We start from the raw sequence: 13,547 nt of genomic DNA, 5'->3' as shown, positions 1-13,547 counted from the left end.
TGCCTGCGGCCAGGGGCGGCAGGCAATTGGAATTGAATGGGGGGTGTGGGCAGGAAAGCCGGGTGTCAGGCTGCAGCCCTGCGGCGCTCAACAACGGAAGAGGGGGCTTCCTGGATGTCTTTCAACAAATGAATATCAAAGACGATGTTTTTGTAGGGACGTTCAAGGCCGTTTTGTTTAATCAGGTCTGGATCGGTGATTTCATTAACAGGTGGAACCAGGCCTTCGCGGCTGGCAAAAGCAAAATCGTCCCACAGATATTCATCACCATCGATATTGATCTGGGTTGTCAGTTTGCGATGCCCGGGAGCCGAGATGAAATAATGGATATGGGCGGGACGATTGCCGTGACGGCCAAGCATATCGAGTAACGCCTGGGTGGTGCCTTCAGGAGGACAGGCATAGCCGACGGGCATGATACTTTGTGCCTTGTAGTGGCCATTGGCGTCGGTGTAGATGGTACGGCGCAAATTGAAAGCGGATTGGGACTTGTCAAAATAGGAATAACAGCCATTGGTATTGGCATGCCAGATTTCAACTTTGGCATTTTGCAGGGGTTTGCCGTCTGCATCATAAACCGTACCTTCGATGATCAACGGGTCAGCCTTGTCGCTTTCGGTGCCATCATCCATACGGGTAAATCCTATACTCTCGGGGGCACCGGCAACATACAATGGACCTTCAATAGTCCTGGGTGTTCCGCCAGTCAGGCCCAGTCTTGCTTCCGCTTCATCAGACCGAATGTCAATAAAGCGCTCCAGGCCCAGGCCTGCGGCCAGCAAGCCCAACTCATTGGCTTTTCCGGCATCCGTCAGGTATTCAATGCCTTTCCAGATTTCAGCAGGCTGAAGGTCAAGATCTTCAATGGCCTTGAAAAGATCGCCCAGCAAACGGACAACAACGGTTTGTACGCGATGGTTGACATCGCCTTCTGCCTTGTCCTGAATGAAGGTTTTAACCAGTTGATCTATTTGAGCGTGGTTCATGTTATCTCCTTTGACAAATCCAGTTAACTTTAAATTTAAATCAATATCTGTTATTTTGGTGGTGGTTTTTATTATTTTGACGTAAGGTTAATCTTGATCGGTTAGCTTGTCTAAGACTGTTTCAGTATGTTTTTCATACTTTAAAGGTATTGAGTTGGAATTAAGACATTTGCGCTATTTTGTTGCGGTTGCCGAGGAGAAGAATTTCACTCGCGCAGCTGAAAAACTTTTTATTGCCCAGCCGCCATTAAGCCGGCAAATCCAGCAGCTGGAAGAAGAGCTGGGCGTCAAGCTGTTTGAAAGGGGAGTCCGGCCCTTGAAAACAACCATGGCAGGGGAATTTTTTTATGAGCATGCCAAACAATTGCTGGTGCAGGTCAATGAGCTGAAACTCATGACCCAAAGGTTGGGCAATGTCAATGAAAGCCTGAGGGTGGCCTATGTGGCTTCGACACTGTATGGCAAACTGCCGCAAATCATCAATATTTTCCGGCAACGATACGGCAATATAGCGCTGGAGCTGTTTGAAATGACCACCATGGAGCAGATACATGCCCTGAAAGAAGGTGACATTGATATTGGTTTCGGGCGTCTTTACCTGCAGGATCCGAGTGTTCGGCGTATTGTTTTAAGAAAGGAGCCGTTGGTATTGGCCGTTCCGTTCAATCATCGGTTTATTGGCAGGAAAGAAATCACGCTTGATCAAATTGTCAGTGAAAAAATCATTATCTATCCCCAAAAGCCAAGGCCCAGTTTTGCCGATCAGGTACTGGAAATATTCAAGTTCATTGGCTTGCAACCAGAAAGGCTGTTTGAGGCCAGGGAATTGCATATAGCCATGGGCCTGGTTGCCGCCGGAGAAGGGGTTTCACTGGTCCCTGAAGGTCTTGCCAGGGTCAATGTACAGGATATCGCATTTATTCCCATTGTGGATGACCATGCGTTTTCTCCCATTATGATGAGCACCCGGACCAAGGATAAATCTGACAATATCAGGAATATGCTGAATATTATTTATGATATTTATGACCAGGAGAAAATCGCTTATATCCGTCGCAAAATATAAACGGGTATGCCTTGCTGGCATACCCGCTCCGGTTAGTTGATATTTTTTAGGTATGAATCAGGCCAGAGAAATTTCAGGCTTGAATGAAAGACTTGAGAAAAGCCTGCGTCCTTTCCTCTTTGGGTGAAGTGAAAACCTCTTCCGGGGGGCCTTCTTCCACAATATTCCCCTTGTCAATAAAGCAGATCCGGTCGGATATTTGCCTTGCAAACTGCATTTCATGGGTTACCAGTAACATGGTTAAATCATGCTTTTCGGCCAGGCGCTGAATAACACCCAGTACTTCACCAACCAGTTCAGGGTCCAGGGCAGAGGTGGGTTCATCAAACAGCATGATATTGGGGCGGGTGGCCAGCGCCCGCGCAATCGCCACCCGCTGTTGCTGTCCACCGGAAAGCTGGGAGGGGAACTTGTCTGCGTGTTCGCTTAAGCCAACCAGGTCCAAATATTCATCAGCCAGCTCATTGGCTTCTTTGTGGGATAACTTGTGAACATGGATAGGCGCTTCGGTAATGTTGCGCCTGACCGTCATATGCGGAAAAAGATTGAACTGCTGGAAAACCATGCTCATTTCCTTGCGCATCTGCCTGAGGTGATGCTCGCTGGCGGGAACTGTTTGGCCATTTTTGTATTCATGCCATAATGGTTTGCCGGCAACGTGAATGATACCATCATCAATGGTTTCAAGTGTCATGAGGATGCGCAAAATGGTTGACTTGCCAGACCCCGATGGACCGATGATGGTCACTTTTTCATTTTTGGCGACTTCAAAATTCAATTTGTCCAATATCGTGACATCGCCGAATTTTTTGGTCACATTTTCAAATTTGATGATGGCATCGTTCATTTCAATGGAATTCCTTCTTTTGGCAGGCGTTTGTCCAGATACCGGATGCCTGCCGAAGCCAGCAGGGTTAGCAACAGGTAAATAATGCCAACCATGGAAAGCGGTATGAGATAGTTAAAGGTACGGTCGCCAATAATCCTGGCCACATTCAGTATTTCCAGAATGGCAATAACTGAAAGGACCGGCACGTCTTTCATGATGGAAACCAGGTAATTGCCCAGCGCCGGGATAATGCGGGGGATGGCTTGCGGCAAAATGATAAACATGAAAGTGTGTAGGGGCGTGAAATCCAGCACCCGTGAGGCTTCGGTCTGGCCATGTGGGATGGATTCCAGGCCGGCCCGGTAAACTTCAGAAGTATAGGCGCTGTATTGCAGGCCCAGGGCCAGGGCGCCTGTCATGAAAGCCGGCAAAATAATGCCGTATTCGGGTAATACATAATATAAGAAAAACAACTGAACCAGCAGGGGTGTGTCCCTGATGAATTCGGTAATGAAATATGCGGGCCAGGAAATAATGCGTAACCGGGCCCCCTTGAGTGCGGCAAGTACCAGGCCCAGTATCAAAGCCACTAAAAAACCAACCAGTGTGGCCTGTATGGTAACCACCAGACCCTTAAAAAGGATGGGCAGGATAGACCAGGCAAAAACCCAATTGTTGGTGGTATCCCACTCTATGCCAAATAACATGTTAAATTTTCCTTGTGCGCCAGCGGCTTGCGTAGCGTTCAAGTATTTTCATCATGGCACTTAAGGCCAAGGCCATGCCAAAATACATGAACAGCAAGAGGGTGTAAATGGAAGTGCTGTCCTGGGTATAGTTGCGCAACTGTTCGGCCCTGAAGGTCATGTCGCCCAGGCTGATCAGCGAGACCAGGGCCGTGTCTTTCAGGTTCTGGATGGCAAGATTGCCGAAACTGGGCATCATTTCAGGAATGGCCTGGGGCAATACAATACGCCACAAGGTTTGCTTTGGGGTAAAGTCCAATGCCTTGGCGGCCTCGTATTGATTTTCGGGAACCGCCTGAATGGCGCCACGTACTACCTCGGCACCGTAGGCACCAATGTTAAGCCCCAGGGCGATGGTGCCGGCCAGTAAGGGTGGCATGCGTAAATCCACCCCTATTGCCTGTCCCAGGATGGGTAAGGCAAAGTAAAGCCAGAATAACTGCACCAGCAAAGAAGTGCCACGGAAAAACTCAATAAAGCAAATAGATAACCACCGGATGGCGCGATTTATTGACAGTTTGCCAATGCCCGCCATAAAGGCAACCACGCCACCCAAAATGGTGGAATAAAAGGTTAACTGTACAGTAACCCATGCACCATCAAGTAAAGGGTCTACATACGATAACAGGTTATCCATGCTGCTTACCTTGATTTATTCCTGTGTAATACTTGCTACCCATAACTGCGGTGTGGATTACTTTGCACATAGTTGTGCGGTTGTTTTTTTAGGTGATTCCTGAATATCGGTTTCGCTGAAACCGTAGCCGGACAGAATGTTTTTCCATTCGTCGGTTTTCTTGATTTCAAGCAGTTCTTTGTTGACGGCATCACGCAAATCGGCAGAGGCAAGCGAGAAAGTGAAACCGCCCCAGCTTCTGACCGGATTGCCATTAACCACAGGATCTGTAAAACCGCTGGCTGCTTCAACACGATCGCTTTTGGAGGCCAGTTCACTAACGGTCAGGCTGGTTGCGGCATAAGCGGCAGCACGTCCGGTAGCAATGGTGGAAATGGCATCAGCATTATTGGCGATGGTCACCATTCTGCTGTCATCCACTTTAAGAGCCTGCATCATTTCAAGCTGGTCGGCACCTGCCATGATGGCCACTTTGAGCTTGCTGTCGGTAAAATCCTCATATTTATGAAGATTCTCCGGGTTGCCTTTGGCAACCAGCAGGCCTTCGCCATACGAACTGTTGGGTTCTGAAAAATGCACTTCGGTACAGCGCTGGGGCAAAATGGCCATTTCCGCGGCCACCATATCAAAGCGGTCTGCTTTCAGGCCAGGAATAAGAGAGCCAAAATTGGTGGTAACCCAGCGAATTTCCTTAATGCCCAGTTTTTCCATGATCAGTTTTGCCACATCAGGACCAGCCCCTTTTGCTTCATTGTCGGGTGTCATGTAGCCGTAAGGAATTTCATTGGCTACGGCAATGCGGATGTAACCGTTATCCTGGATTTCCTTGAGGGTTGCTGCATTACTTGAAGCAGAGAATAATAAAGCGGTGGCGGTAAAAGATAATGTGGATATAAATGAAATACGGGATGTTTTCATCATGGTCTCCTGTTTTTTAAATTTAATATTTTTTTATTTAAAATAATTACGATCCACAGGAAAGTATATATTTGAAATAAAAAATAATATGAATGAACTCTTTTTTAGAGTAACAGAAAAGCATGGCTGATGAGCGGCTTAGGATGTTATGTATCCTGACTATATGTAATAAATAACTACAAAAGAAACAATGGTTACAACTTTTTTTCAAAAAATAAATATATAAATCAATCACTTAAGTGATTACAAAAAAATCACCCGAAGTGTTGGGTAATATGCACATTAATTATTCTTTACTGCCACTTATATCAAAAACAATATAATAAATTTTTAATTTTGATTGAATTTATTTGCTTTTTCTGATTGGTCAAATAAAATAACGGCTATATCTTTATTGATTATTTTTATTAATTAAACTGTTTTGCCTTAATGAATATTAGTGTTCATAAAACGACTAATAATATATATGGCACATGTGTTCATGGGATTAATTTCCACACATGGCAAATACACTACTACACTTGTCTAGAATCATGAAATCTCCCGAATTATTACTGCCTGCCGGTGGTCTTGAGCGCATGCGCGCTGCTTTTGATTTTGGCGCCGATGCCGTTTATGCCGGTCAGCCCCGTTATTCATTGCGGGCGCGCAATAATGAGTTTGTACGTATCGCCAAAATGCAGGAAGCGATTGATGAGGCGCATGCCCGCGGCAAAAAATTTTATGTCGCCAGCAATATCCTGCCGCACAATTCCAAACTGAAAACCTATCTGGACGATATGGTGCCGGTTATGGAAATGAACCCGGATGCCATTATTATGGCTGACCCCGGCCTTATCATGAAGGTAAAGGAACGCTGGCCCGATGCGGTCATTCATTTGTCTGTCCAGGCCAATACCACCAACTATTGGGGTGTGCAATTCTGGCAGAAAGTAGGGGTGGAGCGCATTATTCTGTCACGCGAACTGTCGCTTGACGAGATTGCCGAAATACGTCAGGAATGCCCGGATATGGAGCTTGAAGTGTTTGTGCATGGTGCCTTGTGCATTGCCTACTCGGGCCGGTGTCTGCTGTCTGGTTACTTCAATCACCGTGACCCCAATCAGGGAACCTGTACCAATGCCTGCCGTTGGGACTATAAGGTCCATAATGCGGCCCAAAGCGATGCCGGCGATGCGCAACTGTTAAGCGGCTTTAATTTCCAGCAGTCAAAAGAAGAGGCGGACGCCAGTTTTGCCTCTTGTGGCGGGGCGAAACGGCATCCATTGGCAGACCAGGTATATTTAATTGAAGAAGCCAATCGTCCGGGCCAGTTAATGCCCATTATGGAGGATGAGCATGGTACCTATATCATGAACTCCAAGGATTTGCGCGCGCTTGAGCAGATTGAAAAGCTGGTGAAGATCGGGGTGGACTCCCTGAAAGTGGAAGGCCGGACCAAATCAATTTATTACGTTGCCCGTGTTGCGCAAACGTATCGCAAGGCGATTGATGATGCGGTTGCCGGTCGTCCTTTCAACCCCGAATTGCTGGCAGACCTGGACGGCCTGGCCAATCGGGGGTATACGCCTGGATTCCTGGAGCTGCATCAAACCCAGGATTACCAGAATTACCTGCACGGTTACTCCATTTCCAAACAAAGCCAGTTTGCCGGTCTGGTGACCGAAGTGGATGAAAATGGCTGGGCCACGATTGATGTGAAGAACAAGTTTTCGGTGGGTGATACCCTTGAGATTATTCATCCGGATGGCAACCAGCTGATTCGCCTGGATACCATGCGAAATAATGGTGAGGCCATTGAGGTGGCACCGGGCAATGGCATTTTTGTGCAAATACCCAATATGCTAGGCAAGGAAAAAGCCTTGCTGGCAAGAATCATCAATCCAGCCGGTGAATAAAATCGCTTAAACTGAACCCGGTTCTTGATTCGTACCGGGTTCAGTGTGCAGGCATAATACGATGTATGACACGACGCGTTATGCCTGTAGCTGTCAAACCTTATTACTTGACAGCAACGGTAATGGATTTCAGGCCTTCAATGCTGGCAACCATGGTGTCACCGGCAACAACAGCGCCTACGCCTTCCGGTGTACCTGTCATGATCAGGTCGCCTTCTTTCAGTTCAAACAGGGTGGACAGATTTGCAATGGTTTCAGAAACCGACCAGATTAAATGGGTGATATTGCTTTTCTGGGTGGTTTTGCCATTAACGGTCAGGTGGATTTCACCACTGTTCAAATCACCGGTTTTGGCAATCGGCGTAATTTCACCAATAGGTGCGGAGTAATCAAAAGCCTTGCCAATTTCCCATGGGCGGCCTGCCTCACGCATTTTCATTTGCAGGTCACGACGGGTCATGTCAAGCCCAACTGCATAGCCAAAAATATGTTTGGCGGCATCTTCAACAGAGATGTTTTTGCCGCCTTTGCCAATTGCCACAACCAGTTCAATTTCATGGTGGTAATTACTGGTTTGCACAGGGTAAGGAATGTCTACGGTTTTACCATCTGCGACAGGCACGACAGATTCTGCATCATTGGGCTTGCAGAAGAAAAAAGGTGGTTCACGATCTGGATCAAAGCCCATTTCACGGGCATGGGCGGCATAGTTGCGTCCTACGCAGTAAATACGGCGTACAGGAAATAGATCTTCAGAATCGGTAACGGGGATACCGACAGTTTTCATCGGTTCAAATACGTAAGACATGTTAAGTTCCTTCCTTGTTAATGTCTGGTTTTTTCAGGGTATACAGTTTACAGGGTAAGCCTTACTCCAAAGGCTTACCCTGTTGTTTTTCATTACTGAAAATGCCTGTTTTCAGTCTGCGGAATAGTTTTTCGCTGCATCAAGGCAGTTGGAAACATTCCAGCCATACAGCCACTCCATGGCATCGTAGAACCGTTCGGTAGAACGGCCACGCCATAGATCATTGCGAATCAGTCGCTGGACACCTTCGGCATGATAAAGGCGTCCCATTTCACGGGATGACAAGACAATGCGTGCGGTTCTGGCAACACGCGCACGCTGGTACAAATCGAAGGCCTTTTCAATATCATTGTCACAGGTACGCAGTGCCTCACCCAGGGTAACGGCATCTTCCATGGCCATGCAGGCACCTTGTGCCATGTATTGCGTGGTGGGATGAGCGGCATCGCCAAGCAGCGTGGCACGACCGTGAGTCCAGTTGCTGATGGGATCGCGATCTGCGGTAGACCAGCGCTTCCATGATTTGGGCAAGGAAAGCAACTGTTTGGCCTTTGGACAGATATTGGTAAAGTAGCTTAAGACTTCTTCACGGCTGCCATCCTTGACGCCCCAGACTTCCTGCTCGCGACTGTGGAAGGTTACCACAACGTTGTATTGTTCACCGCCTCGCAAGGGATAATGAACCAGGTGGCCTTTGGGGGCGGCCCATAAACTGGCGGCATTCCAGCGCAGGTTTTCAGGAAAGTCTTCTTTGTCAACAACGGCACGATAAACCACATGACCGGTAACGAGTGCGGGGTCACCCACATATTTCTCACGGACGACAGACTTTCCGCCATCAGCGGCAATAAGGGCAATGCCGGTATATGTATTGCCATTGGTGTCGGTGACCGTAACGGTTTTACCGTCCTGTTCGATGCCTTCGATACGCGTGTTGGTATGGATTTGAACCTCACCGGTTTCCTGTGCACCTTCAACCAGGCAAGCGTGGATGTCAGCACGATGGATGACGGCATAAGGGTTGCCAAAACGCTTGCGGAAGTTTTCATCAGTGGGGATTTTGCCAATCACGTACTCGTCTAACGCATCGTGCATGACCATGTAGTCTGTATAGACGGCACGTGAACGGGCTTTGTCTCCGATGCCCAGTGCATCAAAGGCATGAAAGGCGTTGGGGCCCAATTGGATGCCCGCTCCGATTTCACCAATTTCCGGTGCCTGTTCAAACAGTTTTACCTTGAATCCCTGTCGAACCAATGCCAGCGCAGCGGCAAAGCCTCCAATACCACCGCCAGAGATCAGAATAGGTAATTGTTCCATTTTTGTTTCCTCATTTAAATATATTTCTTGTATTGAATATTATTGGTTATTTGGACGTTCGGAGTAAAGCCCCAGTTTTTTCTGGACCGGTGACTCGTCGGCAATAAAAATGAAGGTGGGCTGATCGGCATTTTTATTGACAAAAGTGACGGGTGCAAAACACGGAACGCAGCTGGTGTCCGATTGTTTCATGTCAAAGTTGTTGTGGGTGGTTTGCACTTGTGCCTGCCCTTCGATCACATGGAATACCATGGCACTGGAACGTAAAGGCAGTGTCAGGGTTTCATTCGGGCGCAGCATCAAGGCAGAATAACCAATGATTTTCTGGCAGTCGTCGCCATTTTCAGGATTCACATAGGTGATCTGGATGGACTTTGCCTCTGGCTGGTTTTTGGCCATGCTTTCCAGCGCTTTGCGTGCATCTTTCCATGCGTAGCGTAACATGGGGTAGTGTGAGTTTTTACGTTCAAAAACAGGGCTTGGCACAATACCGGGACCGTAATCGGTGTCGTCCGAACTGCCTTGGATATTTTGGTGCTCGCCGGGTTGGACGTATGACGCCTCCATGAAATACACCAGTGGCAGGTCAAGCACGTCAAGCCAGACGACAGGCTCTGTACCTTCATGGGTGTGTTCGTGCCACATGCCGGTAGGTGTCAGGATCAGGTCACCGCGCTCCATGGGGCATTTCTGGCCATCAACAGTGGTATAGGCATCATTGCCTTCCACAATCATGCGTACGGCATTGGGGGTGTGGCGGTGTGAAGGGGCCCATTCACCAGGCAGCAAAAGTTGCATGCCCAGGTACATGACGGAACTGGCACGCATGTTTTCCAGACCATGGCCGGGATTGGCCAGAACCAGGACACGACGCTCGGCTTTTTCAATCGGGGTTAATTCTCCGGCCTGAAGCAATAAAGGGCGCAAGGCCTCATAGGACCAGAATACGGGTTTGGTTTTGGGCTGGGGAATTTCAGGGGGCAGTACATCACGCAGGCTGGGCCATAATGGCACCAGATTGAGTTTTTCAAGCTTATCCCGGTATTCCTGGGGCAGGTCTTCAAGTTTGGCTAATTGATCCACGATAATTTCCTTGCAAATAGTAATAAATTTTTTGATTTTTTTGATTATTGTTAATGAAATCGTTTATTTTTTAATTTAACAAGACTGTGCTATTTGATCTATACAATAATATAAATAATCTGTATTCTAAAATTTAATAGAGATGAATTTGAATAACCCTGAAACTCAGGGATAGCCCAGTCAAAGGCAGGCAGGATATGAAAGAGTCGGGAAAAATGGATATTCGTCAGTTACAGATCTTCCATGAGATTTATCGGGAGAAAAGTGTTTCAAAAGCAGCGGAAAGTCTTGGTATGGGTCAACCGGGAGTCAGCATAGAGCTTAACAAACTCAGAAAACATTTCAATGATCCTCTGTTTGTCAGGGTTGGCAATACGATGCAGGCAACGGCAGTGGCTGAATCCCTGAATGGGTATATCACGGATCTGCTTGATAAATGGAAACGCATCGATGAGTTTACCGGGGAGTTTGATCCCGCGATCTCAACCCGACGCTTTACGATCAGTATGATGGATATCAGCCATATAGAAATCTTGCCTAAGCTGGTTGCCTATCTTCATGCGAATGCGCCAAATATTGCGCTGGATATCGTACCCATCACCCCTGAAACTCCCGTGCAAATGTCCAATGGAGCGGTAGATTTGGCGATTGGTTTTGTGCCACAGTTAAAAGCCGGCTTTTATCAGCAAAAACTGTTTCGACAGCAGTATGAGTGTCTGGTCAGCAGTCACCATCCCCGTATACAGGGCACATTAAGTTTGGAAGACTTTGAGCGTGAAGGTCATGTGGTTTTTTATCATCAGGGAACCGGTCACTCCATTTTGGAGCAGCAAATCCGGCGCTTGGGCATACAGCGTAATGTTTATCTACAGCTTTCATCATTTTTGGGACTGGGACTGCTGATAGAAAAATCGGATCTGATCACGAGCATCCCCACGCGGCTAAGCAATATGTTTGCCCGTAATCCCAATTTGTGTTCGTATGCCTTGCCCTTTGAATCCCCCCGATATGCCATCAGACAGCATTGGCATGCCCGCTTTCACCAGGATGCAGGCAGCCGCTGGCTGAGAAAACTCATTTATGAATTTTTCAATACATCCGAAAATACGGAATGAATTACCGCCACCTAAGCAGTAAAGCTCAGGTGGGGGAGTGCGGCGGGATTTATTCAAACAATCACGGATGGATTGGCGAGAAAACCTCAGTTTCCTGGAGAAAAGTGTGGGCGGCAGGCGTTTTGTAGCTGTTGTTCTTGTACACGTTATAGGGCCAAATCGCATGTGCCAGGGCTTCTTTTGCCAGCGCTTCATCCAACCGGGACGGTTGAAACTTGTCAGAGGCCAGACAGGTAAACTGTTGCGGTTGCATGTGTGGATCCAACACAAGTAACTGGTCGTTCTTCAGGTAACCATAGCGATTGTCATATTGCATCATGGCCCGGTTAGGTGTTTGGCTTGTCAGGTCTTGGCCAATCATGGGATGCACGCAAGAAACACCCGCCAGGCAAAGCAGGGTAACCGGTAAGTCAATCTGGCTGATGATCCGCTCATCAAGTCGGGGGGTTATGCCTGCGCCCAGTATCAGGGCCGGAATATGAAAATGTTTCAGGGGGATCAGTTCGGCGCCAAATACGCGTGAATCATGGTCGGCAACCACCAGGAACACGGTATCCTGCCAGTAATCACGGGTTTTGGCAGTTTCAAAAAACTGCCCAAGGGCATGATCGGCATAGCGCACGGTATTTTCAACACTGGCCGCCTCACCCTGGGGCTGAATTCGGCCTGACGGGTATTCCCAGGGAGAATGGTTGGATACGCTGAAGGCCAGGGTGATGACTGGTTGGCCTCTGCTTTCATCTTCTTGCAGCAATCTGTCAAGCTGGTTGAACATGTCTTCATCACTGTAACCCCAGGTTCCCTTGAATTGCGGATTCTTGAAAGAAGGGCCGTCAATGACTTCCTTGAAGCCGTTACCCAGGAAAAAGCCTTTCATATTATCGAAATGAGCCTCTCCGCCATACAGAAAACGGGAGTGATAATTATATTGCTGTCCCAATGCATCGGCGATGGTGAAAAAGCCGGTTTGAGCGTTGGGCAGTTTGAAGACCGATTGTGTAATTGTGGGTGGGAAACCGGCAGACAGGGCTTCCAGTCCACGTACGGAGCGGGTACCGGTTGCGTAAGCACGCAGAAAGCCCCAGCCTTCCTGGTAGAGTCGGTCCAGGTTGGGGGTCAGGTTTTCTCCTCCCAGGGTTTTGACATACTGGGCGCCCAGGCTTTCTTCAACGATAATCACAATATTCCGGGGTATAACAGGGTGATTGCCAGACACTTGCCTGTGCATGGTGGCAATGGTATCTGGACACTGGGGGGCATGGATACCTGCGGTTTTACGAATCAGCAGGTTCATTTCATCTGCCGGCATTTTGCCATACACATCTTCGGCCGACATTTCGTATTTCATGGCATAAATTGCATATAACAGGCTGTAAATGGAATTGAGTGCCAGACTGTTGATCAGGCCATCGCCGGCAAAGGCGACGGTAGATGGATTGATGGGCCTTTTTTTCAGCGTGCCACGAATACACAGGAAAGCAAGCAGGGCATAAGAAAATGATTCGATGATGCTAAGCCAGACAGGCCCCGGCTGTACAGGTGCAAAACCAAAGAACAGCGAGTGGGCCATGACGGCCATTAAGATGAAAAGCAGTAACCCACCTGCCAGAACGCCCTTATAACCACGCCATAGCATTCCAAAAACTTCCTTGGGGTGTTTCAGGTATTCAATAAACAAGCGGTTGGGGCGGGTATCGTATTCGGTTATGAATTGCGGTGTGGCAATTTCCATGAAGGCAGCCAATAACCACCAGAAGGTGAACCAGATCGCAGTGATGTTCAGAAACAGTGGGCTGTTTTCCAGCCAGGGCATTAGCAGTGCGGGTAGTGAGGCGTAGGTGGCGATTTGATTGAGGTCTATGCGTAAGCCCCCCAGAAGAATGGGCCATAGCCCCCTGGCCTGTAGTACCCGCTGATATTGCCAGATCATCAGTAACAGGCGACTTAGGGTGAAAAGGGCAAACAGGGAGACAACAAACGTGATTAACTGGATTCTCAAATCTTAACCTGCATGACAAATCCTGATGGGGATTCAGGAGGATGGGTTGGGTGTGGTCATGCTTTAATAGTAGTGTTTATGCTGTCAATCAAATATCAATTAAATATCAAGAAAATATCAAAATCCGTCTTATGCAACAGGT

The 13,547-nt window shown here is 47.9% G+C and carries 12 protein-coding genes; 3 read left to right on the top strand and 9 right to left on the bottom strand.

What is annotated here, in order from left to right:
* Positions 1-65 precede the first annotated feature (65 nt).
* Positions 66-986: a catechol 1,2-dioxygenase gene (gene catA / locus HCX92_RS08555; protein WP_169294525.1), complete on the bottom strand. Its 921-nt coding sequence runs from the start codon at positions 984-986 to the stop codon at positions 66-68.
* Positions 987-1,140: 154 nt separating this feature from the next.
* Between catA and HCX92_RS08550 the strand changes: the two genes are divergently transcribed.
* Entirely contained in the window at positions 1,141-2,052 is a 912-nt protein-coding gene (locus tag HCX92_RS08550) for a LysR family transcriptional regulator (protein ID WP_169294524.1), read from the top strand.
* Between the two features lie 73 nt (positions 2,053-2,125).
* Here HCX92_RS08550 and ehuA read toward each other — a convergent pair whose 3' ends face one another.
* Genes ehuA through ehuB form a run of 4 tightly spaced genes read right to left on the bottom strand, consistent with a single transcriptional unit; the run spans position 2,126 to position 5,185 of the window.
* Positions 2,126-2,899, bottom strand: coding sequence for an ectoine/hydroxyectoine ABC transporter ATP-binding protein EhuA (gene ehuA, locus HCX92_RS08545; RefSeq protein WP_211182326.1), 774 nt, complete (start codon positions 2,897-2,899; stop codon positions 2,126-2,128).
* On the bottom strand, positions 2,896-3,588 hold the full coding sequence (ehuD, locus tag HCX92_RS08540; protein WP_169294523.1) for an ectoine/hydroxyectoine ABC transporter permease subunit EhuD: 693 nt from the start codon (positions 3,586-3,588) through the stop codon (positions 2,896-2,898). Before ehuD ends, ehuA begins: the two co-directional genes overlap by 4 nt.
* A gap of 1 nt (position 3,589) precedes the next feature.
* Positions 3,590-4,264: an ectoine/hydroxyectoine ABC transporter permease subunit EhuC gene (gene ehuC, locus HCX92_RS08535; RefSeq protein ID WP_169294522.1), complete on the bottom strand. Its 675-nt coding sequence runs from the start codon at positions 4,262-4,264 to the stop codon at positions 3,590-3,592.
* Positions 4,265-4,321: 57 nt separating this feature from the next.
* A complete protein-coding gene (gene ehuB / locus HCX92_RS08530) occupies positions 4,322-5,185 on the bottom strand; it encodes an ectoine/hydroxyectoine ABC transporter substrate-binding protein EhuB (protein ID WP_169294521.1) in 864 nt (287 codons plus the stop codon).
* A gap of 530 nt (positions 5,186-5,715) precedes the next feature.
* On the opposite strand from ehuB, the gene yegQ reads away from it, so the two are divergent.
* The gene (gene yegQ, locus HCX92_RS08525; protein ID WP_169294520.1) at positions 5,716-7,080 is read left to right on the top strand and encodes a tRNA 5-hydroxyuridine modification protein YegQ; all 1,365 of its coding nucleotides are present in this window, start codon (positions 5,716-5,718) and stop codon (positions 7,078-7,080) included.
* Positions 7,081-7,183: 103 nt separating this feature from the next.
* Here yegQ and HCX92_RS08520 read toward each other — a convergent pair whose 3' ends face one another.
* The 3 genes from HCX92_RS08520 to HCX92_RS08510 form a co-directional block, all read right to left on the bottom strand.
* Positions 7,184-7,888, bottom strand: coding sequence for a fumarylacetoacetate hydrolase family protein (locus HCX92_RS08520; RefSeq protein ID WP_169294519.1), 705 nt, complete (start codon positions 7,886-7,888; stop codon positions 7,184-7,186).
* A gap of 111 nt (positions 7,889-7,999) precedes the next feature.
* Entirely contained in the window at positions 8,000-9,208 is a 1,209-nt protein-coding gene (locus tag HCX92_RS08515; RefSeq protein WP_169294518.1) for a 3-hydroxybenzoate 6-monooxygenase, read from the bottom strand.
* Between the two features lie 39 nt (positions 9,209-9,247).
* Positions 9,248-10,291, bottom strand: coding sequence for a cupin domain-containing protein (locus HCX92_RS08510; protein ID WP_169294517.1), 1,044 nt, complete (start codon positions 10,289-10,291; stop codon positions 9,248-9,250).
* A 197-nt stretch (positions 10,292-10,488) separates the two neighbouring features.
* Between HCX92_RS08510 and HCX92_RS08505 the strand changes: the two genes are divergently transcribed.
* Positions 10,489-11,406 carry a LysR family transcriptional regulator gene (locus tag HCX92_RS08505; protein ID WP_211182325.1) on the top strand — a complete coding sequence of 306 codons (918 nt, stop codon included), beginning with the start codon at positions 10,489-10,491 and terminating at the stop codon, positions 11,404-11,406.
* A gap of 61 nt (positions 11,407-11,467) precedes the next feature.
* Here HCX92_RS08505 and HCX92_RS08500 read toward each other — a convergent pair whose 3' ends face one another.
* Positions 11,468-13,405, bottom strand: a complete 1,938-nt coding sequence (locus HCX92_RS08500) for an LTA synthase family protein (protein ID WP_169294516.1) — start codon at positions 13,403-13,405, stop codon at positions 11,468-11,470.
* Positions 13,406-13,547 lie beyond the last annotated feature (142 nt).

Origin of the sequence: Advenella sp. EE-W14 (genome assembly GCF_012923605.1) — a bacterium.
Classification (GTDB): Bacteria; Pseudomonadota; Gammaproteobacteria; order Burkholderiales; family Burkholderiaceae_B; genus Advenella; species Advenella alkanexedens.
The sequence above is the reverse complement of the archived record's forward strand: the minus strand, read 5'-3'. Positions and strand labels throughout refer to the sequence as shown.

Bases quoted from the DNA above. Each gene is read 5' to 3' on its own strand.
- catA (WP_169294525.1), bottom strand. From the start codon at position 986: ATGAACCACGCTCAAATAGATCAACTGGTTAAAACCTTCATTCAGGAC.
- ehuA (WP_211182326.1), bottom strand. From the start codon at position 2,899: ATGAACGATGCCATCATCAAATTTGAAAATGTGACCAAAAAATTCGGC.
- ehuD (WP_169294523.1), bottom strand. From the start codon at position 3,588: ATGTTATTTGGCATAGAGTGGGATACCACCAACAATTGGGTTTTTGCC.
- ehuC (WP_169294522.1), bottom strand. From the start codon at position 4,264: ATGGATAACCTGTTATCGTATGTAGACCCTTTACTTGATGGTGCATGG.
- ehuB (WP_169294521.1), bottom strand. From the start codon at position 5,185: ATGATGAAAACATCCCGTATTTCATTTATATCCACATTATCTTTTACC.
- yegQ (WP_169294520.1), top strand. From the start codon at position 5,716: ATGAAATCTCCCGAATTATTACTGCCTGCCGGTGGTCTTGAGCGCATG.
- HCX92_RS08520 (WP_169294519.1), bottom strand. From the start codon at position 7,888: ATGTCTTACGTATTTGAACCGATGAAAACTGTCGGTATCCCCGTTACC.
- HCX92_RS08515 (WP_169294518.1), bottom strand. From the start codon at position 9,208: ATGGAACAATTACCTATTCTGATCTCTGGCGGTGGTATTGGAGGCTTT.
- HCX92_RS08505 (WP_211182325.1), top strand. From the start codon at position 10,489: ATGAAAGAGTCGGGAAAAATGGATATTCGTCAGTTACAGATCTTCCAT.